The organism is Dactylosporangium sp. NPDC000521 (genome assembly GCF_042898305.1).
Lineage (GTDB): Bacteria > Actinomycetota > Actinomycetes > Mycobacteriales > Micromonosporaceae > Dactylosporangium.
This window is the reverse complement of record NZ_JBIAYW010000005.1, coordinates 156,906-174,835: the sequence shown is the minus strand read 5'-3', so window position 1 is coordinate 174,835 and position 17,930 is coordinate 156,906. Positions and strand designations below refer to the sequence as shown.

The 17,930-nt window shown below is 71.9% G+C and carries 15 protein-coding genes and 1 pseudogene; 4 read left to right on the top strand and 12 right to left on the bottom strand.

Annotated elements, in window-relative coordinates:
• Nucleotides 1-301: 301 nt before the first annotated feature.
• The 4 genes and pseudogenes from ACFY3L_RS18775 to ACFY3L_RS18760 all read right to left on the bottom strand — a co-directional run bounded on the left by ACFY3L_RS18775 (nucleotide 302) and on the right by ACFY3L_RS18760 (nucleotide 2,334).
• Nucleotides 302-844: a DUF4184 family protein gene (locus tag ACFY3L_RS18775; RefSeq protein WP_389326073.1), complete on the bottom strand. Its 543-nt coding sequence runs from the start codon at nucleotides 842-844 to the stop codon at nucleotides 302-304.
• Between the two features lie 31 nt (nucleotides 845-875).
• Nucleotides 876-1,043, bottom strand: a pseudogene (locus tag ACFY3L_RS18770) (DUF4184 family protein); the annotation flags it as partial.
• A gap of 90 nt (nucleotides 1,044-1,133) precedes the next feature.
• A complete protein-coding gene (locus ACFY3L_RS18765; RefSeq protein WP_389325026.1) occupies nucleotides 1,134-2,000 on the bottom strand; it encodes an SRPBCC domain-containing protein in 867 nt (288 codons plus the stop codon).
• On the bottom strand, nucleotides 1,993-2,334 hold the full coding sequence (locus ACFY3L_RS18760; RefSeq protein WP_389325023.1) for an ArsR/SmtB family transcription factor: 342 nt from the start codon (nucleotides 2,332-2,334) through the stop codon (nucleotides 1,993-1,995). The genes ACFY3L_RS18765 and ACFY3L_RS18760 overlap by 8 nt, the downstream gene beginning before the upstream one ends.
• A gap of 160 nt (nucleotides 2,335-2,494) precedes the next feature.
• On the opposite strand from ACFY3L_RS18760, the gene ACFY3L_RS18755 reads away from it, so the two are divergent.
• A complete protein-coding gene (locus ACFY3L_RS18755; RefSeq protein ID WP_389325020.1) occupies nucleotides 2,495-4,210 on the top strand; it encodes a family 43 glycosylhydrolase in 1,716 nt (571 codons plus the stop codon).
• Between the two features lie 117 nt (nucleotides 4,211-4,327).
• Nucleotides 4,328-4,921, top strand: a complete 594-nt coding sequence (locus tag ACFY3L_RS18750) for a GNAT family N-acetyltransferase (protein ID WP_389325017.1) — start codon at nucleotides 4,328-4,330, stop codon at nucleotides 4,919-4,921.
• Between the two features lie 6 nt (nucleotides 4,922-4,927).
• Here the strand turns inward: ACFY3L_RS18750 and ACFY3L_RS18745 are convergent, their stop codons facing one another.
• Genes ACFY3L_RS18745 through ACFY3L_RS18720 form a run of 6 tightly spaced genes read right to left on the bottom strand, consistent with a single transcriptional unit; the run spans nucleotide 4,928 to nucleotide 12,566 of the window.
• Nucleotides 4,928-6,313, bottom strand: a complete 1,386-nt coding sequence (locus ACFY3L_RS18745; protein ID WP_389325014.1) for an SPFH domain-containing protein — start codon at nucleotides 6,311-6,313, stop codon at nucleotides 4,928-4,930.
• A gap of 51 nt (nucleotides 6,314-6,364) precedes the next feature.
• Nucleotides 6,365-8,095: a 4-alpha-glucanotransferase gene (malQ, locus tag ACFY3L_RS18740; protein ID WP_389325011.1), complete on the bottom strand. Its 1,731-nt coding sequence runs from the start codon at nucleotides 8,093-8,095 to the stop codon at nucleotides 6,365-6,367.
• A gap of 46 nt (nucleotides 8,096-8,141) precedes the next feature.
• A complete protein-coding gene (locus tag ACFY3L_RS18735; RefSeq protein WP_389325008.1) occupies nucleotides 8,142-8,966 on the bottom strand; it encodes an MEDS domain-containing protein in 825 nt (274 codons plus the stop codon).
• A 40-nt stretch (nucleotides 8,967-9,006) separates the two neighbouring features.
• Nucleotides 9,007-9,894, bottom strand: coding sequence for a polyphosphate kinase 2 (ppk2, locus tag ACFY3L_RS18730; protein WP_389325005.1), 888 nt, complete (start codon nucleotides 9,892-9,894; stop codon nucleotides 9,007-9,009).
• A gap of 57 nt (nucleotides 9,895-9,951) precedes the next feature.
• On the bottom strand, nucleotides 9,952-11,568 hold the full coding sequence (locus ACFY3L_RS18725) for a VWA domain-containing protein (RefSeq protein ID WP_389325002.1): 1,617 nt from the start codon (nucleotides 11,566-11,568) through the stop codon (nucleotides 9,952-9,954).
• The gene (locus ACFY3L_RS18720; protein WP_389324999.1) at nucleotides 11,565-12,566 is read right to left on the bottom strand and encodes a hypothetical protein; all 1,002 of its coding nucleotides are present in this window, start codon (nucleotides 12,564-12,566) and stop codon (nucleotides 11,565-11,567) included. The genes ACFY3L_RS18725 and ACFY3L_RS18720 overlap by 4 nt, the downstream gene beginning before the upstream one ends.
• Nucleotides 12,567-12,713: 147 nt before the next feature.
• Here ACFY3L_RS18720 and ACFY3L_RS18715 point away from each other — a divergent pair, with 147 nt between their 5' ends.
• Together ACFY3L_RS18715 and ACFY3L_RS18710 are read left to right on the top strand one after the other, a co-directional pair.
• Nucleotides 12,714-13,751: a phosphatidylinositol-specific phospholipase C domain-containing protein gene (locus tag ACFY3L_RS18715; protein ID WP_389324996.1), complete on the top strand. Its 1,038-nt coding sequence runs from the start codon at nucleotides 12,714-12,716 to the stop codon at nucleotides 13,749-13,751.
• Between the two features lie 148 nt (nucleotides 13,752-13,899).
• Nucleotides 13,900-15,546: a substrate-binding domain-containing protein gene (locus ACFY3L_RS18710; protein ID WP_389324993.1), complete on the top strand. Its 1,647-nt coding sequence runs from the start codon at nucleotides 13,900-13,902 to the stop codon at nucleotides 15,544-15,546.
• 3 nt (nucleotides 15,547-15,549) lie between these two features.
• Here the strand turns inward: ACFY3L_RS18710 and ACFY3L_RS18705 are convergent, their stop codons facing one another.
• Both ACFY3L_RS18705 and ACFY3L_RS18700 read right to left on the bottom strand, forming a co-directional pair.
• On the bottom strand, nucleotides 15,550-16,986 hold the full coding sequence (locus ACFY3L_RS18705; RefSeq protein WP_389324990.1) for a M1 family metallopeptidase: 1,437 nt from the start codon (nucleotides 16,984-16,986) through the stop codon (nucleotides 15,550-15,552).
• A 17-nt stretch (nucleotides 16,987-17,003) separates the two neighbouring features.
• On the bottom strand, nucleotides 17,004-17,867 hold the full coding sequence (locus tag ACFY3L_RS18700; protein ID WP_389324987.1) for a metal ABC transporter substrate-binding protein: 864 nt from the start codon (nucleotides 17,865-17,867) through the stop codon (nucleotides 17,004-17,006).
• Between the last annotated feature and the right edge of the window lie 63 nt (nucleotides 17,868-17,930).

Here is a 17,930-nt window from a genome sequence, read left to right as displayed (position 1 = left end):
CGCGTCCACCCACCTGAGTCCGCGGCCCGGCGACGGGGACGCCACCGGAAGTCGACGCGTGATCCACGGACGGAACTGGCCGTGCAGGCGGCCACCGCTGTCCTTGGATCACCTCGGCGAGACCCTTCGCGTCCACCCACCTGAGTCCGCGGCCCGGCGACGGGGACGCCACCGGAAGTCGACGCGTGATCCACGGACGGAACTGGCCGTGCAGGCGGCCACTGCTGTCCTTGGATCACCTCGGCGAGATCCTTCGCGTTCACGCGCTTGGGTTGGGTCAGGAGCCACCAGGCCTGGCCGGTCAACCGGTGGCGGGGTGCAGCGGGCGGTGGGACTTGAGGTGGACGGCGGCCGCGGCGGTGAGGAGGGCCAGGCAGCCGACCTCCAGGAGACGCACGATGATGGCCTGAGGCTCGGTGAACCAGGTCAGGAACGGCTGGATCGCGACGCCCGGCACCGCGATCAGGGCGGCCGCCGACCAGAACACCCGCGGGTTCGGCGGGAAGGACGGGGCAGGGCCGTCAGCGAGCAGCCAGCGGGTGCGGTGGATGTGGCGGGCGGCGGCGAGGACGAGCAGCGCGCCGGCGACGGTCGAGCCGTAGTGCAGGACGCGCCACCAGGGCTGGCCGGCGAACGCCGTCGCGTTCAGGAACGTCCAGTCCTGGGTGCCGCGGGCCGGGACGCCCGCGTGGGTGACGAGGTCCCATGCCCGGTGGGAGAAGGCACCGATCCAGGCGGACAGGCACGTCACGAGCAACGGGAAGCGGTGCACGCGCAGCACCGCGTAGTCGTGGGTCCAGCGGGGCAGGTGGGCGACGACCGCGGGGGCGGCGCGGCGGGTCAGCCAGGTCAGCCAGGTCAGTCGCCGGGACGCAGAAGACGAGCAGGCCCAGCCACGTGTGCGCGTTGTACTGCACGTACGGCGCGACCGAGTACGGGAAGTCCGGCGCGGCCGAGCCGATGACCAGCGCCACCCCGTCGAACCACCGCCGTCGCCCGAACTTCAGCGGCAGGACGGCCGCGGCGTGGGACGGGAACGTCATCGGCACCCGGAGAAGCCTAGATCACCGCTGAGCGAAAGGGGCGCCCACAGCCGCGAGGAGCACGGCGCGGCCGTGGGCGCCGGGCGGGTGTCAGGGCCGCGGCGGGATCTCCTGCAGCAGCCAGGTGTTGCCGTCCGGGTCGGCGAGGGCGGCGTACAGGATGCCGCCCATGTCATCGACGTCGGCGACGTCGGCGCCGCGGGCGAGCAGCAGCTCGCGGGACTTGTGGATGTCGGCGACGACGAGGTGCAGGCCACGCAGGGTGCCGGCGGGCTGGTCGAGGCCGGGCAGGTTCTTGTACAGCACGATCGAGCACGCCGAGCCGGGCGGGGTGAGCTGGGTGACGCGGATGTCGTCGCTGGGCCTGATGTCGTGGTCGAGGTGGAAGCCCAGCAGGTCGACGTAGAACCCGACGGCGCGGTCGACGTCGGCGACGGGCACCGGCACCAGCTCGAGGCGCATGTCGGGCACGGGCGGGAGGGTGACGCCCTGCGCGTACGACTCCAGGCTGGTGAAGCCGGCCTCGAGGCCTTCCTTCATCCCGGACCGCAGGGCGGCGTCGCGCGCCTCCTGCGACGGGTAGCGCACGAGGGTGGTGACGGTGGTGTGGCTGCCGGCGGCCTCGAACGTCACGGTGTTGAGCGTCTCGGGGAACCCGGGGCCCCACGTCTCGGTGGCCACGAGCCGCAGCGGGCGCCGCACCTCGGTGAACGTGCCGGTGAGCGTCATCTCGGCGGCGTCTTCGCCGCGCAGCACGTACCGGTAGGTGCCGCCGGGGCGCAGGTCGATCTCGCAGACCGGCATGGTCCACCCGGGCGGGCCGGTCATCCAGTTGGGCAGGTGCTCGGGTTTCGTGTAGCAGTCGAAGACTAGCGCCCGCGGCGCCGCGAGGGTCCGCCGGATCTGGATCTCCACGTCGCTCGGCAGGTCGAACGCGGTGGCGTTGGGGTCAATCATCGGTGCCGTCCTTCTGCTGCAGGGTCTGCAGGTAGCTGTCGAGTCGCGCGTAGCTGCTGTCCCAGAACCGCCGGTACTCCTCGGCGAACTCCGTCACCTCGCGCATGGGGGCCGCCTCCAGCCGGCAGGGCCGCCACTGCGCCTCGCGGCCGCGGCTGATCAGGCCGGCGTGCTCCAGGACCCGCAGGTGCTTGGAGATCGCCGGGCCGCTCATGGCGAACGGCGCGGACAGCTCCTTCACGGTCGCCTCGCCGCGGGTCAGCCGGGCCAGGATCGCCCGCCGGGTCGGGTCGGCGAGCGCGGCGAAGGTCATGCTGAGCTGATCGGTGACCATGGGTTACCTCACCACTTGGTTATCTAACCTATTGGTTATTCAATGCCGCCGGTGTACGGAAGTCAAGTGGAACATTTTTCAACAAGATCTTTCACAAGGCGCCGCATGTGCGCATAATCTGGCATCGACACACCGCCATGTGTCAGGTCAGGAGTTTGCGATGAAACGTGTCCTCGCCCTGGCGGCACTGCTTGTGGGGCTGCTGGTGGCCCCCATGCGACCCGCGCTCGCCGCCACCTCAGGAAACCCGATCCTCCCCGGGGACCACCCGGACCCCTCGATCGAGCTGTTCAACGGCGCTTACTACGTGTACACGACCGCGAGCGGCGGCTCGACCGACGCGCCCGGCCGGTACTTCCACGCGTGGCGCTCCACCGACCTCACCAACTGGGTCGACGCCGGCGTCGTGCTGGACCGCGCCACCGTCAGCTGGGCCTCCACCGACACCCGCACGTGGGCGCCGGACATGGTGTACCGCAACGGGAAGTACTACTTCTACACGGCGATCGCCACGTCCGTCGCCGTCGCCGTCTGCGACTCCCCTGTCGGCCCGTGCCGCGACAAGGGCTCGCCGCTGGTGCAGGGGAAGCTGTTCAACGGCATCGAGGCGATCGACCCGATGGTGTTCGTCGACGACGACGGCCAGGCGTACCTGTACTTCGGCGGTTCGGCCGGCGGCGGCAACATGGGCGTCTTCCGGCTCGGCGCCGACATGACCTCGGTCAGCGGCACGGTCACCGTCCAGCGGCCGCAGAACTTCACCGAGGCGCCGTTCGTGTTCAAGCGGGGCGGCCGCTACTACCTGCAGTACTCCAACGGCTCCTACGCCGACAACAGCTACAACGTGCAGTACTCCACCGGCCCGGGCCCGCTCGGCCCGTGGACCTACGGCGGGCAGATCCTGTCCGCGGCCGGCGCCTACAACGGTCCCGGCCACAACGGCCTGCTGCAGTACCCGGGCACCGACGACTGGTACATGGTCTACCACCGCTACCAGAACGGCGACTACAGCAAGCGGTACGCGGCGCTGGACCGCATGTACTTCAACGGTGACGGCTCGATCCAGCGGGTGACGATGACCGCGACCGGCGTGGAGGCCAGACCCGCCCCGGCCGCCGGCGGCTTCCTCACCGGCCCGGGCGGCAAGTGCGTCGACGTGTCCGGCGACGACTCCGGCGGAAACGGCGCCGCGGTGCAGCTGTGGGACTGCCTGGCGTCCGCCGCCGACCAGCACTGGACGGCCTCCGGCGGCACGCTGCGCACCCTGGGCCGCTGCCTCGACGTCACGGGCGGCTCGACCGCCAACGGCGCCCTCGTCCAGCTGTGGGACTGCAACGGCGGCGGCGCGCAGCAGTGGGTGCCGCAGGCCAACGGCACCCTGCGCAACCCGGCGTCCGGCCGCTGCCTCGACTCGCCCAACGGCGCCACCGCCAACGGCACCCGCCTGCGGATCTGGGACTGCAACGGCTCCGCGGCGCAGGTGTTCCGCCTGGCGACGGGCACGATCGCCGGTCCGGGTGGTAAGTGCGTCGACGTCAACGGCGACGACATCGGCGTCAACGGTGCCCGCGTCCAGCTGTGGGACTGCCTGGCATCCGCCGCCGACCAGCACTGGACGCCGTCCGGCGGCACCCTGCGCACCCTGGGCCGCTGCCTCGACGTCGCCGGCAACGTGACCACCAACGGCGCCGCCGTCCAGCTGTGGGACTGCAACGGTGTCGGCGGCCAGCAGTGGGTCCAGCAAGCGGACGGCTCACTGCGCAACCCGCAGTCGGGCCGCTGCCTGGACTCCCCCAACGGGGCCACCGCCAACGGCACCGCCCTGCGCATCTGGGACTGCAACGGCTCCGCCGCCCAGCAGTTCCGCCTGAGCTAGAGCCGCGCAGCGGTTCCGCCTGAGCTAGCGCCGCGCAGCGGTTCCGCCTGAGCTGGCGCCGCGCAGCGGTTCCGCCTGAGCCGGCGCAGCCGGCGCCGTCGGGTACCGTCGACAACCATGGTCGACACGGCGGCGCCGGTACTGCGGTGCGGGTTCGGCGGGGCGCACAGCGCGACGACGGCGCGGCTGGAGGTGTCGGTGCCGCGCCGGCAGGAACTGATCGACGTGTGGGCCCAGCTGGCCGACGCCGAGGCGAGGTTCCGGCTCGGCTGGGGCGAGGATGGGCCCTGGGTCGACCAGGACGACACCGACCCGATGGTCATCGCCGACGAGGGCGCCGAGTTCGTCGGCCGCGACCCGCAGACCGGTGTCGCCGTCGTCAGCGTCGGCTTCGGCCGGGCCGACGACGGCTACCTGGAGGTCGGCGGCCTCGTCCACCCGGCGTTCCGCCGGTTCGGCTTCGGCCGGGAGGCCCTGCAGGTCGTGTGCGCCTTCGCCCACCGGCACTTCGGCATCACCGAGCTGCGGGCCAGGTCCGAGACCGACAACGAGGCGAGCCGCCGCTGGCTCGCCTCGGCCGGGTTCCTGCCGGTCGAAGGGGTGTTCATGCACACGCTGCCGGACGGGCGGAGCATGGCGACGATCCGCTGGCGGCACCTCGACCCGACGGCCCGCCGCCGGTGCAAGCGCCCGTTCATGCCCGTCGAATAGCCGCGGTCAGGGCTTCTTCAAGGTCGCCTGCAGCGCGCCGACGACGCTGGCGAGCTCCGCGAGGAGGCCGCCGACGGTCGAGGTGTCGTTGCCGCCGATGGTGACGGTGCGAAGCTCCGCGGGCTTGGGCAGCTTCGCGACGATCTCGGGCAGGGAGCCGACGAGCTTCGCCTGGATCGCCTCGGCGGACTGCGAGTTGTCGATCTCGGCGCGCAGCCGGGTCCGGTCCAGCTTGAGCAGCGCCTGCTCGTGGACGGCCTGGGCGCGGATCGCCTCGACGGCCAGCTCGCCGTTGACGGTGAGGCGGCGCAGCTCGGTGTCGCGTTCGATCCGCAGCCGGCCGATCTCCGCCTCCTCCGCGGCCCGGGACCGCTCCAGGGCCATGGCGTGCCGGGACGTGGCGTCCTGCAGGTCGGCGAGGGCGCGGCTGTCCTCCTCCTGCCGTTGCGAGCGGCGCAGCTGCTCCTGCGCCTCCTGGTCGAACTGCACGGCGGCGTTGCGGGCGCGCAGCTCGGCCAGCTCCCGGTCGCTCTCGATCTGCTGGGTCTGCCGCAGCCGGGACGCGGCGAGCTCACGGGCGCCGATCGCCTCCTCGGCGGCGAGCTCGGCGAGCCGGGCGATGCGGCCCTGCTCGGAGCGGTACGGCTTCTGCAGGTTCTCCCACAGCCGCGACGAGCTGACCACGGCCTCCTTGATCTGCACGGTGACGATCCGCAGGCCGAGACCCGCGGAGGAGCCCCCGGCACCGTCCCCGGAGGTGCCTTCGGCGACGGCCCGCAGCCGGGCGGTGAGCTCCTCGATGATGGGCTGCTTGTCGCTGAGGACGTCGCTGACGCCGAGGGTGGCGACCTTGTCCTTGATCGCGGCCTCGGCCTGCTCCTTGAGCTGCAGGTTCACCAGCCGCATCGGGTCCTCGGCGTCGCCGAAGTCGAGCTTGCGGTACGCGGTGGAGAAGTCCTCGATGATCCACTGCACGTACGCCTGGACGAGGACGCCCTGCAGCTCCCGGCAGATGCAGAAGGCGTTGATCAGGATGGTCTGCATGGCGCCGGGCACGACGAGGTAGGAGTCGGTCGCGGGGTTGTACCGGAACGACACGCCGAGCCCGACGTGCAGGGGTTCGCTACGGCCGCGGCGGGTGTGCACCACGAACGCGTTCGGCGGGACGATGACGGTCTTCCACCGGCCGAACCCGGTGACGCGGACCTCGACGGCGTTCGGCGCCGGCTGGCTCGCCTGCACCCGGCCACCGCCACCGCCACCGCCGCCGCGGGTCGGCCCGCCCGGCGCGACGGCGGCCGGTGCCGCGACGCTGCGCTTGGACCTCAGGTCACTCTCGAGGCGCTCCTGCTGCGCGACGACCTGCTGAAGGTAGCTGTTCCCGCTCGACATCCGCCCGCTCCCTGATCGTGGGATTCCGGGCACCCATCTTGAGCGACCCCGTCAAGGGCGCGCCACCGAGATCTCGGCGGAGAACAGGTCCGCGATCTGCCGCATCCGCGGGTCGGTGGTCAGCTCCTCCAGCGGCAGCGGCAGCGGGATCCGCCAGTTCGGGTACTGCGTGGTGGTTCCGGGCAGGTTCGGCTGGCGGACCTCGCCGAGGACGTCGTACGGGGACGCGAGCACGATCCGGCACGGGGTGCGTGCCAGCAGCTGGTGCATGGCGAGGACGATCTCCTCGTCGGTGCTGTCGGGGCCGGTGAGCCCTTCGGCGTCCAGCAGGTCCAGCAGCGCCGTCCGGTCGGCGGTGGCGTCGGCCCATTCGAGCTTCACGTCGCGGGTGAGGACGCCGGCCTCCGCGCGGGACAGGACGTGCTCGCCGGACAGGAACCCGGCGGCGGTCGGCAGGTCGTGGGTGGAGATGCTGGCGAGCGCGTTCTCGGGCCAGTCGCCGGGCGGCAGGAACCGGCCGTCGTCGTCGCGGGTGAACCACAGCACGGCCGAGCCGAGGATGTTGCGGTCCTGCAGGGTGGTGGTGACGACCTCCTCGACGGTGCCGAGGTCCTCGCCGACGACGACCGCGCCGGCGAGCTTCGCCTCCTCCACGAGGATGCCGAGCATCGCCTCGTCGTCGTAGTACACGTACGTGCCCTGCGCCGGGGTCTGGCCCGGCGGCACCCACCACAGCCGCCACAGGCCGGCGACGTGGTCGACGCGCAGCCCGCCGGCGTGCCGGAAGATGTCACGCAGCAGGGTCCGCCAGGCGGCGTAGCCGGTGTCGACGAGCCGGTCCGGGCTCCACGTGGCGAGCCCCCAGTCCTGGCCCTGCTGGTTGAACGCGTCCGGCGGCGCGCCGATCTTCGCCCCGGCGGCGATCACGCCCTGCATCGTCCACGCGTCGGCGCCGCCGGGGTCGATGCCGACGGCGAGGTCGTGGATGATCCCGACGGACATCCCGGCCGCGGCGGCGTTCGCGGCCGCCAGCTGCTCGGCGCAGCGCTGCTGCAGCCAGCTGTGGAACGCGACCGCCGCCGGGTCGGCGGCCGCGTACGCGGCCGGTCCGGGCTGCCGCAGCTCAGTGGGCCAGGTACGCCAGTCGGGGCCGTGGTCGGCGACGAGCGCGCAGTACACGGCGAAGTCCGCCGGCTCCGAACGCTCGGGGCGCTCGGTGGCGGCACCCCCGGCCGCCGGGCACAGCAGGGACAGCGCCGCGCGTTTCGCCCGCCACACGCCGTCGTAGTCGATCAGCCCGTCGGCCGGTTCGGCGGGGCGCAGCGCGTCGACGGCGGCGCGGACGTCCGGCGCGGCGGACCGGTACTCCGGCAGGTCGGTGATCCGCAGGTACAGCGGGTTCACGAACCGGCGCGACGACGGCGAGTACGGCGAGGACGGCAGCGGATCGACGGGTGCGACGGCGTGCAGGGGGTTGACGAGGACCGCCCCGGCGCCCGTCGACGCGGCCCAGCGGGTGAAGGCGGCGAGGTCGGCGAAGTCACCGACGCCCCACGAGCCGGCCGAGCGCAGCCCGTACAGCTGCAGCATCCACCCCCAGGTGCGCGGCACCGCCGGCAGCGGCCCGGACGGCACCACCGGTCCCCGGCCCGCTGCGGCGGGCCCGGTGGCGGGCGGTCCGAGCAGCGACGTCACCGTCTGCACGACCTCGGGCGCGATGTCGACGCGCGCGTGGCCGGAGGTCTCGTAGTAGGTCGCTACACCGCGGGGAAAGGCAGGCACGCGGACAGTCATACCCCGCCGGACCGGCGGTGAAGCACCCGACCGGTCATCCGCCCATGACCTGGTCGCGGAGCACGAGCGTCGGCACCTCGGCGGCGCCGACGAGGTCGAGTGCCTGCCGGACGCCGCGGGTGCAGCGCACGACGGTGTGCCAGTTGGGCCGGGACGCGGCGAACCCGATGATCGCGCGGGCCGCGGCCGCGTCGAGGAACTCCAGGTCGCTGGCGTCGAGCAGCACGGTGCTGTCGGCCTCGGTGACCATGCCGAGGATCGACGGCAGCGCGCCCGTGTTGGACGCGTCGAGCTCGCCGGACAGCCGCAGGTGCGCGCCCCAGCCGCCGACGGTGAAGCGCAGCAGCGGCCCGGCGTGCGTGGCCGCGATCGCGCCGATGGCCTCCCTGTCGAAGCTGCGGCGGTCGTACAGGCAGAGCCCGGCGATCCGGCCGTCGCCGAAGAACGCGTTGACGGCCGACTCGTAGGCGACGAGGTCGGCGGTGTCGAACCCGGCCCGCAGCGTCCACGTCATCTTCCCGGCGACGTACACCGTCTCGTACCCGTCGGCGAACGCCTCGTCCCGGACGGTGACGAGACCGTCGAGCATCTGCTGGACCCGTTCGGCGCCGGACGCGGTGAACCCGGTGCCGTACAGCACGACGATCAGCTGCCCGGCCGTCGCCTGGGGCGCGGCCGCGGCGAGGTGCCGCGCCAGGTCGGTGTCGTCCGCGTCGAGGAACACGACCACGCGCCGACCTGGGCGGACCCCGGACCTCACGAACCCGGCGAGCAGGTCGCGGCACTCGTCGGCGGCCCCATACGTGGCGCTGACGTGCTCACCCAACCGCCACGACGGCACCGTCCGCCCTTCCGACACCTCACAAGCCTAGGGACAAACCACGGCACAAGCTAGACCGCTACAGCCGGGGTGCGTCGTCCGTGGGTTCGTCGGCGAGCGCGGCCGGGCCGATGATCAACGGGTCGGGGTTGCGGACCAGGTCGAAGTCCTTGCCGTCGTAGTCGAAGCGGCTCAGCACGTGCCGCATCGCCTCGATCCGGGCGCGTTTCTTGTCGTTGGACTTGACCACGGTCCACGGGGCGTCGGCGGTGTCGGTGTAGAAGAACATCGCCTCCTTCGCCTCCGTGTAGTCGTCCCACTTGTCGAGGGAGGCGAGGTCCATCGGCGACAGCTTCCACTGCCGGACCGGGTCGACCTGCCGGATCAGGAACCGGGTCCGCTGCTCGTTGCGCGACACGGAGAACCAGAACTTGACGAGGTTGATCCCGGACCGCACGAGCATCCGCTCCAGCTCCGGCGCCTCCCGCATGAACTCCAGGTACTCGGCGCGGCTGCAGAAGCCCATGACCCGCTCGACGCCGGCCCGGTTGTACCAGGACCGGTCGAACAGCACGAACTCGCCGGCGGCCGGAAGGTGCTGCACGTACCGCTGGAAGTACCACTGCGTCGACTCGCGTTCGCTGGGCTTCTCCAGGGCGACGACGCGGGCGCCGCGCGGGTTGAGGTGCTCCATGAACCGTTTGATGGTGCCGCCCTTGCCGGCGGCGTCGCGGCCCTCGAAGAGGATGACGAGCCGGTCACCGCGGGCCTTCAGCGTGTACTGCAGCTTCAGCAGCTCGATCTGCAGCAGGCGCTTGGTGCGGTCGTACTCGTCGCGGGTCATCCGCTCGTCGTACGGGTACTCCTCCCGCCACGTGTCGACCGGCTGCCCGTCCTTGCGCAGCAGCACCGGGTCGTCATCGTCGTCGTCCTCGACCAGGTAGTCGTCGAGCGAGAGGTCAGCCATGCCATGGATGTACCCTCTCGCCCGACGTTTCACCACTGCCGCGGTTTGAACAGTTCGTTACTGGTATCCCCGGATCTCCTTGAACGCGCCGGCGAGGGCGCCGGTCGCCCGGGCGTCGAAGGTGCGGCCGCCGGTGAGGTTGCTGACCTCGGTCATCTCGCCGGTGTTGCTCTCGCCGAACAGGACGGTGAACACCGGCACCCGCGGCAGCTGCGGCACCTTCGCCCGGAACGCGGCGAGGTCGGCGCCGGCGGTGCGGGCGCCGTCGGTGAGCAGCACGATCGACGTGACCCGGTCGTCGCCGCCGGCACCGACCATGCCGTACGCGGCGAGCAGCGCGTCGTAGATGGCGGTGTCACCGTCGGCCTTGAGGGTGCCGACGTGGGTGCGGATCTGCGCGAGGGTCGGCTCGAACCCGGCCTCCGGCAGGTCGAACGTCGTCGGGGCGCCGGGGCGGGTGCTGAACGGCAGCAGGATCACCTGTTCGCGGCCGTTGAACCGGCTGAACTGCCCGGACAGGCTCGTGTCGGCGCCGGTGAGCCCGGTCAGCGCGGTCTTGAGCCCCTGCAGCCGCTCACCCTTCATCGACCCGGACAGGTCCAGCACGTAGATGGTGCGGGCGGGGCGGCGCAGCGAGTCGCCGAACGCGCCGATGAGCGCGTCGGCGGCGTCGAGCTTGCCGGGGAACGGCAGCTCCGGCAGGTTGCCGCTCTTCGGCCCGAACGCGGCGTCCAGGGTGAGCGACGGGTCGGGCAGCGCCGGGCGGCGCCACGTCTTGAGCATGATCTGCCGCTGGACCGACGGCCGGCGCAGGTAGTCCGCCACCGCCGCGTAGTTGGTGCGGGCCTGCTCCGACGCACCGGACAGCAGCGTCAGCGGGTAGTCGGCGGTGACGACCCCGTCGGCCGGGTAGACGACGGTGAGGGGGTCGGTGAGCTTCCCGGACGCGTTCAGCGACAGGATCACCGACTCGTAGTTGACGAGACCGTCGACGGGCCGTCCGTCCGCGGCGGCGCGCAGGTAGGCGTCCATGAGCCAGCCGGACGAGCCGGCGGTGAGGCTCTGCCCGGCGAAGAACGCCCGCAGCCTGGGGGTGATCGGCCCGATCTGGTCGGCGGTGAGCGCGGCGCCGGTGCCGGCGATCGCGGCGGCGACCCCGACCAGGGCGGCGAAGCCGGAGTTGGACGCGGCGGGGTTGGTCATCCCGTACGTGAAGCGGCGCTCCCCCGCGGCGACCGCGATCTCGCTCCAGGTCGGCCTCGTCCGGGTCCAGCCGAGCTGCTCCGCGACGGAGCGGCGCAGGCCGAGCACCACGGGCGAGGTCGCGATCTTCGTGGCGGTGCCGGTGCGGGACGCGGCGTCCGGGTGCAGCTGCAGGTAGCGGTTGCTGGCGAACCAGGTGGCGTCGTACTGCTTCGCGGCGCCGCCCTGGACGACCGACTCGACGCCGTCGAGGGTGCCGGTGGCGGTCAGCTTGACGGTGACACCGGTCGCCGCGGCCGCCTCGTCGAGGATCGGCTGCAGGTCGGCGAGCTCGCTGCCGGCCAGGACCCGCAGCGTGCCGTCGCCCTTGAGGAACGGCGGCTCCCCCTTCGCGGCCTGCGGCGTGTCCGTGCAGGCGGCAAGGGCAGCGAGCACGGCGGTGACGGCCAGGGCTGCCAGGAGCTTCCTCATGTGAGTCTCTCTTCCAGCGCGGCGAGCAGCGCTTGCAGGGTGGTTTCGTCCGGGGACGGGAGGATGTCGGGGCCGCCGAGGGCGGCCGCGCCGGGCGCGAGGGGCGCGCCGGCGGTGCGGAACCCGTGCGCGGCGGCGAGGCGCTGCAGCTGCGGGTCCGTCTGCAGCAGCTTCGCCAGCTCGGCGCCGGCGGCGGTGAACGGCACCACCGTGTGGTCGCTGACGATCGTCGGTTGCGGGTAGAGCAGGACGCGGTTGCCGCCCTTGCCGCGGTCCAGGAACTGGGCCTCGTAGACGAGCACCAGCGGCGCGAAGTCGGTGCCGCGGGCCAGCCAGCTCTCGAACGGCTCCTCGGTGGTGGTGTCGACCGCGCCCTGGTCGGCGAAGAGCTTGGTGACCGCGTTGAGGTCCCCGCCGGTGACCTGGTTGAGGATCGCGGCGTAGAGCGCGGCGGAGTTCGAGTCGTCGGGCCGGGTGGTGGCGACGAGGACCGCCTGCTTGACCTGGAACGTGACGTTGCCGGGGATCTGGTCCCAGCGCAGCTGCCGCTGGTTCGCCGCGACGAGCGCCTTCATGTCCAGGGTCCAGTGCCCGCCGCCGGCGCGCCGGGCGAGGCCCGCGGTCTGCAGCAGGTCGACGATCGGGCTGGTGCCGGCGACGGCGAGAGGCGAGCTGAACACCGTGACGGCGGGGCCGGCGGGCCGGCGGTGCCGGGCGATCTCCGCGGCCGCCGGGGCGCTGCCGGGGAACGCGAAGTCGTAGCCGGACAGCGGCATGCCGGCCATCCGGCGGGAGCCGGCCGGGTCGAGGCGCAGCCGGAAGCCGTGCTTGCCGAGGGCGGCCTTGACCTCGGGGTCGGCGAAGAAGCCGGCCTTCTCCGAGCCGATCACCCCGGTGAGCTCGCGGGGGGCGGCGTCGCGGCCGAGGACGTGGCCGATCGAGGCGCCGGCGACGACGAACAGCACCACGAGGACGATGAGCCATCCGGTCCTTCTCACGCCCGTGATTGTGCCCCGGTTCCGCAAGGCTTCTGCCGTATATCCGCTGTTCAGGCGGCGTTCACCTAGTCCACAGTGGATGATCGTTCGGCAGCTGTTCACATCGCCGGTTCCATCCGGACTCCATCGATGGATATCGTGCCCCGCATGCGCTGGAAGTCATTGACCACCGTCACACTCCCGACGGTCGTCGCCGCCGCCCTCGTCAGCCCCGCCGCAGCCCACGCCGCCGGCCCGACCGACGCCCTCAAGCTCTCCCACACCACCGCCGTCGGCGTGCACAACACCTACGACAAGGCGAAGTACGCCTACCTCGCCGACGCCCTCGACACCGGCGTGTCCCTGCTCGAGTTCGACATCTGGGTCGACACCGCCACCCGCCGCTGGCGGGTCAACCACGAGCTCTTCGGCACCAGCAACAACTGCACCGCCGCGACCACCGCCGCCCAGCTGCGCACCGGCGCCCGCGACCAGCAGTTCGGCGCCTGCCTCGACGACATCCGCATCTGGAGCGACGCCCACCCCGGCCACCAGCCGCTGCACCTGAAGATCGAGCTCAAGGCCGGGTTCGACAGCCGGTACGGGCTCGGCCCCGCCGACTTCGACACCCTCGTCGCCGGCAAGCTCGGCACCAAGGTGTTCAAGCCCGCCGACCTGAAGGGCTCCTACGCCACCCTCGACGCCGCCGCGAAGGCCGACAACTGGCCGGCCCGCGCCGCCCTCGCCGGCAAGGTCATGCTCGAGATCATCCCCGGCACGTTCGAACGCGGCAACCCGTTCGACAACCTCGACACCGACGTCGAATACGGCCGCCACCTGCGCGACCTCAACGCCGCCGGGAACCTCGCCCGGGCCCAGGCCTTCCCGTCCGTCCTCGACGCCGCCGCCGGCGACCCGCGCACCCGCTACAGCGAGACCAACATCCGCCCCTGGTTCGTGATCTTCGACGGCAGCGCCAGCACCTACCTCAACGGGTCCATCGACACCACCTGGTACAACACCAACCACTACCTGCTCGTCATGACCGACGCCTCCGCGGTCCCGCCCCCGATCGACCCCACCGCACCCACCAACGCCCAGGCCCTCGCCAGGATCAACCTCCTCGCCGGCCGCAGCGCCACCATCGTCTCCGCCGACTGGGCCCCGAGCACCGGCGTCCTCGGCACCGTCGCGCCACGAAGCTGAACGCCACCCGATCGCCCGTCCGGACGGGCACCCTGGCTGAACGGCTCAGGGTCACGTCCGGACGGTCGACCGGGACCGGAATCATCCTTGCTCAATGGCATACTTTCCGCGGTTCCACCCCCAACGACCTCGCGGATGGTTGCCAACGATGGGCAAACACATAGGCGGCACCGGCCTCATCGGCACCCTGCTGCGCGGGCTCGTGCTCCTCCTCGCCGTCGGACTCGTCGCCGGCGCCGGCTGGTACGTGCTGCGCAACAACAGCGCCGAGGGCGCCGAGGGCGGCTGCCCCACCACCCTGCACGTCGTCACCGCGTCGTCGTTCGCGACCGTGGTCTCCGCCGCCGGCCGCACCCTGCGCGGCGGCGACGACTGCGTCCTCGTCGACACCACCAGCACCGACGGCCGGCCCGCCGCCGGGCAGCTCACCCAGAGCCGCGCCGACCTCTGGATCCCCGACGACGCATCCTGGGACATGATCGCGCCACCGCAGTTCCTGGCGAAGAAGGACACCCTCAACGCCTACGCCACCCTCGCGTCCAGCCCCATCTACATGGTCACCGACCCCGCCACCGGCGACCGCATCAACGCCGGCGGCGGCAGCTGGCTCGCCCTGTCCGGCCTGCTCAACACCAAGAACTCCGGCGTCAGGATGGTCGTGCGCAACCCCGCCATGTCCGGCGACGGCATGGTCGGCGCCGGCGCCGTCGGCGAGGCCGTGTGGCTGGAGAAGGGCATGGACGCGTCCTCGCTCGTGCTCACCAACGTCCTCACCGTCACCCGCACCGTCAACCACGACCTCGCCGCCGTCCCCGAAGCCCCCGGCGAGGTCGGGCTCATCCCCGAATACGCGCTGCTGGCCACCCTCCGGCTGGCGAAGACCGACCGCCGGTACATCGTGGGCAGCGACCACACGGCGCTGCTGCGCTACACGTGGCTGCCGTCCGCGGCCGCCGCCGCCAACCCGAAGAAGGCCGCCGCGCTGCGCCGCCTCTACGCCGCGTTCACCAGCGCCGAAGGCAGCCGCGCCATCGCCGAAGCCGGCCTGCGCGGCCCCGACAACCTCCGGCCCATCTTCGACGGCGCCAACGTCCTGCCCGAACCGACCGCCAAACCGTTCGAGGTCCTCCAGCCGCACCACGTGCAGCACATCTTCGCCACCTGGGACCCCGAGGACCGGCGCAGCAACCTGCTCATCGTCGTCGACCTCGCCAGCAACGGCAGCAGCAGCCCACCCACCTCACCACCACCCGGCAAGCAGGTCACCCAGCCGATCGAGGTGCTCCGCAACGGCTGCCTCGTCCTGTCCGGCCTCATGCCCGTCGGGTCCCGCCTCGGCCTGTGGGAGGTCAGCCCCGGCAGCCCCGGCTACCGCAAACTCATGCCGACCGACCGCCTCGACGACACCTCCCGCGCCTCGTTCGAGAAACAGGTCGGCAAGCTCGCCGCCCACCGCACCGGACCCGGGCTCTTCGACACGCTCGTCGCCGCCTACCAGTCGGTCCGCGACGACTACCAGGACGACATGTTCAACCAGGTCCTCGTCTTCACCGACGACCAGAACAAGGACAGCGCCAACACCGCCGCCGTCGACGCCCTCGTGCAGAAGCTCACCGACCTGCAGGACCCGAACAAGCCCGTCAAGGTCAGCGTCGTCGTGCTGGGCAGGAAGGAGTCCGTCGACCGGCTCAAGACCGCCCTCAAACCCATCGACGCGTACGTCGACGCCGCCCTCAACTCCGACGACGTGCAGGCCGCGTTCATCCACGTCGTCGCGGGCGGCCTGCACGAATAGCGGCTACGCCGGGGTCGTCGGCGAGTCCAGCCAGGTGTCGATCAGCTTCGTGAAGTCGCGGCCCGACTGCTTGTTCACGAACGCGGTGAACGCCGCCCGGTCCTGCGCCGTCCCCGCGTGCTGCGACACCCACGCCCTGGCCAGGGCGAAGAACGCCGGGTCACCCAACTCCCGGTGCAGCTCATGCAGCATCAACGCCGGACACACGTACACGTTGCTCTCCGCGAAGCTGTCCGCCCGCGGGCTGCCGGGCGGCCCCAGCCGCTGCCGCGCGTCCGCGTCGCTCCTGCGCGCCCGCCGCGCCCAGTCCTCGATGTCGTAGCCGTCGCGCTCCGCCGTGTAGAGCGCCTCCGCGTAGGTCGCCCAGCCCTCGTTGAGCCACACGTCCTTCCACACCGCCGGGCTGACCGCGTTGCCGAACCACTGGTGCGCGTACTCGTGCAGCATGATCCCGTCCAGCGCCGACACGTTCGTGCCCGCCGACAGCACGTCACCGCCGATCGTCACCATCTGCTGCGTCTCCATCGCCGACCGCGACGGCACGATCACCGCGCCCGCGCTCGGGAACGGGTACTGCCCGAACCGCGCCTCCAGCCACCGCAGCTGCTCCGGCGCCTTGCGCAGCACCGGCAGATACCTGTCGTCCTTCCCCGGCCTCGTCCACAGCGAGATCGGCAGGTCACGCGGGCCGGTCAGCCGCGCCACCTGATAATCCTGCCCGACCGCCAGCGTCGTCAGGTAGCTCGCCACCGGCTGCGTCGCCTTGTACGTGTACGTGCTGCCCGTCACCGGCCCCGGCGTGCCGCTCGCCACCGCCTCCCAGCCCTCCGGGACGGTGATCGAGATGTCGTACAGCGCCTTGTCCGACGGCTGGTCGTTCGACGGGTACCAGGTCGACGCGCCGAACGGCTCCTGCATCGTCCACAGCTCGCCCGCGTCCGTCACCGTCAGCCCCAGCGGCTCGGCGTCACCACGGTGCGACGGCATCGGCACCGGCGCCGGCGTCCCCCGGTACTCCACCACCAGCGTCACCGTGGTGCCCGCGGTCAGCGCCCGGTCCACGGTCAGCTTCCCACCGGCGACCCGGCCCTGCGCCGCCACCCCGTCGACGCTGGTGGCGCTCAACGTGTACGGGCTGCTCAGGTCGAGCTTCAAGGCCGGCTCGGCGCGCAGCACCCGCAGCTTCACCGTCGCCTTCCCGGTGAGCGTCTTCGTCTGCGGCGCCCACGTCAGCGCCAGCCCGTAGTGCAGCACGTCGAGCGACGGGTTGCCGTACCCCGGATAGACCGGGTCGGCGACCGGGGCGGACGTGCCGTCGACGTTGCCCGGACCCAGCGGCTGCGGCGGCAGGTCCAGGTCAACGGCGCCGGTCGACGTGCAACCCGCCAGCAGGACGACGGTGCTCAGGATGCTCAGGACGCGCAATGGGGGCCGACGCACCCGGCCAAGGATATGGCTCAGGTGCATCCGAGCGCCTCGCGCAGCGCTGCGAGGTTGCGCACCATGACCGACACGTAGTCGCTGCCCTCCTCGACGCCCTCGATCGGGTCGAGCACCGCCGCCTTCGCGCCGATCTCCTTCGCCACCGTCTCCGACAGCTTCGGACTGACCAGCGCCTCGAAGAAGATCGTCGTCACGCCCTTCGCCTTCGCCAGGGCCGCGACCTCCGACACCCGCTGCGGGCTCGGCTCCCCCTCCGGGTCCAGGCCCGAGATCGGCACCTGCGTCAGGTGGTACCGGGACGCGAGATACCCGAACGCCGCGTGGCTCGTCACGATGTCCCGCCGCGCGCACGTCTGCAGCCCGGCCGTGTACTCCTCGTCGAGGCGGCGCAGCTCGTCCTTCAGCTGGCCGGCCCGCATCCTGATCGCGTCGGCGTTGGCCGGGTCGAGCGTGGCGAGCCGCTCCGCGAGCTTCCCGGCGATCTCGGCGAACCGGACCGGGTCGAGCCAGACGTGCGGGTCGTCGCCGTGGTCGGGCGCGACGTCGAACGCCTTGTCCTTCGCCTGCAGCTTGACGGCCTCGTCGACGGACGGCTGGAAGCCCGACAGGTACACCACCAGGCTCGCGTCGGTGATCTGCGCCAGCTGGCTGGGCTTGAGCTCCAGGTCGTGCGGCTCCGCGCCGGCCTGGGTGAGGTTCGTGACCTCGGCGTTCTCCTCGCCGAGCCGCTCCGACACGTACTGCAGCGGGTAGAACGCCGCCACGATCCGCAACCGGCCGTCGCTGCCGCGCTTCGGGGCCTCCTCACCGCCGCAGCCGGCGGTGCTCAGCAACAGGGACCCGGCGGTGAGACCGGCGAGGACGGCGCGACGCAGCATGATCTCATCCTGTCTGCAGTTGACAATGATTGTCAAAAACGCATGGGTGGCTGGTCGTCCGCG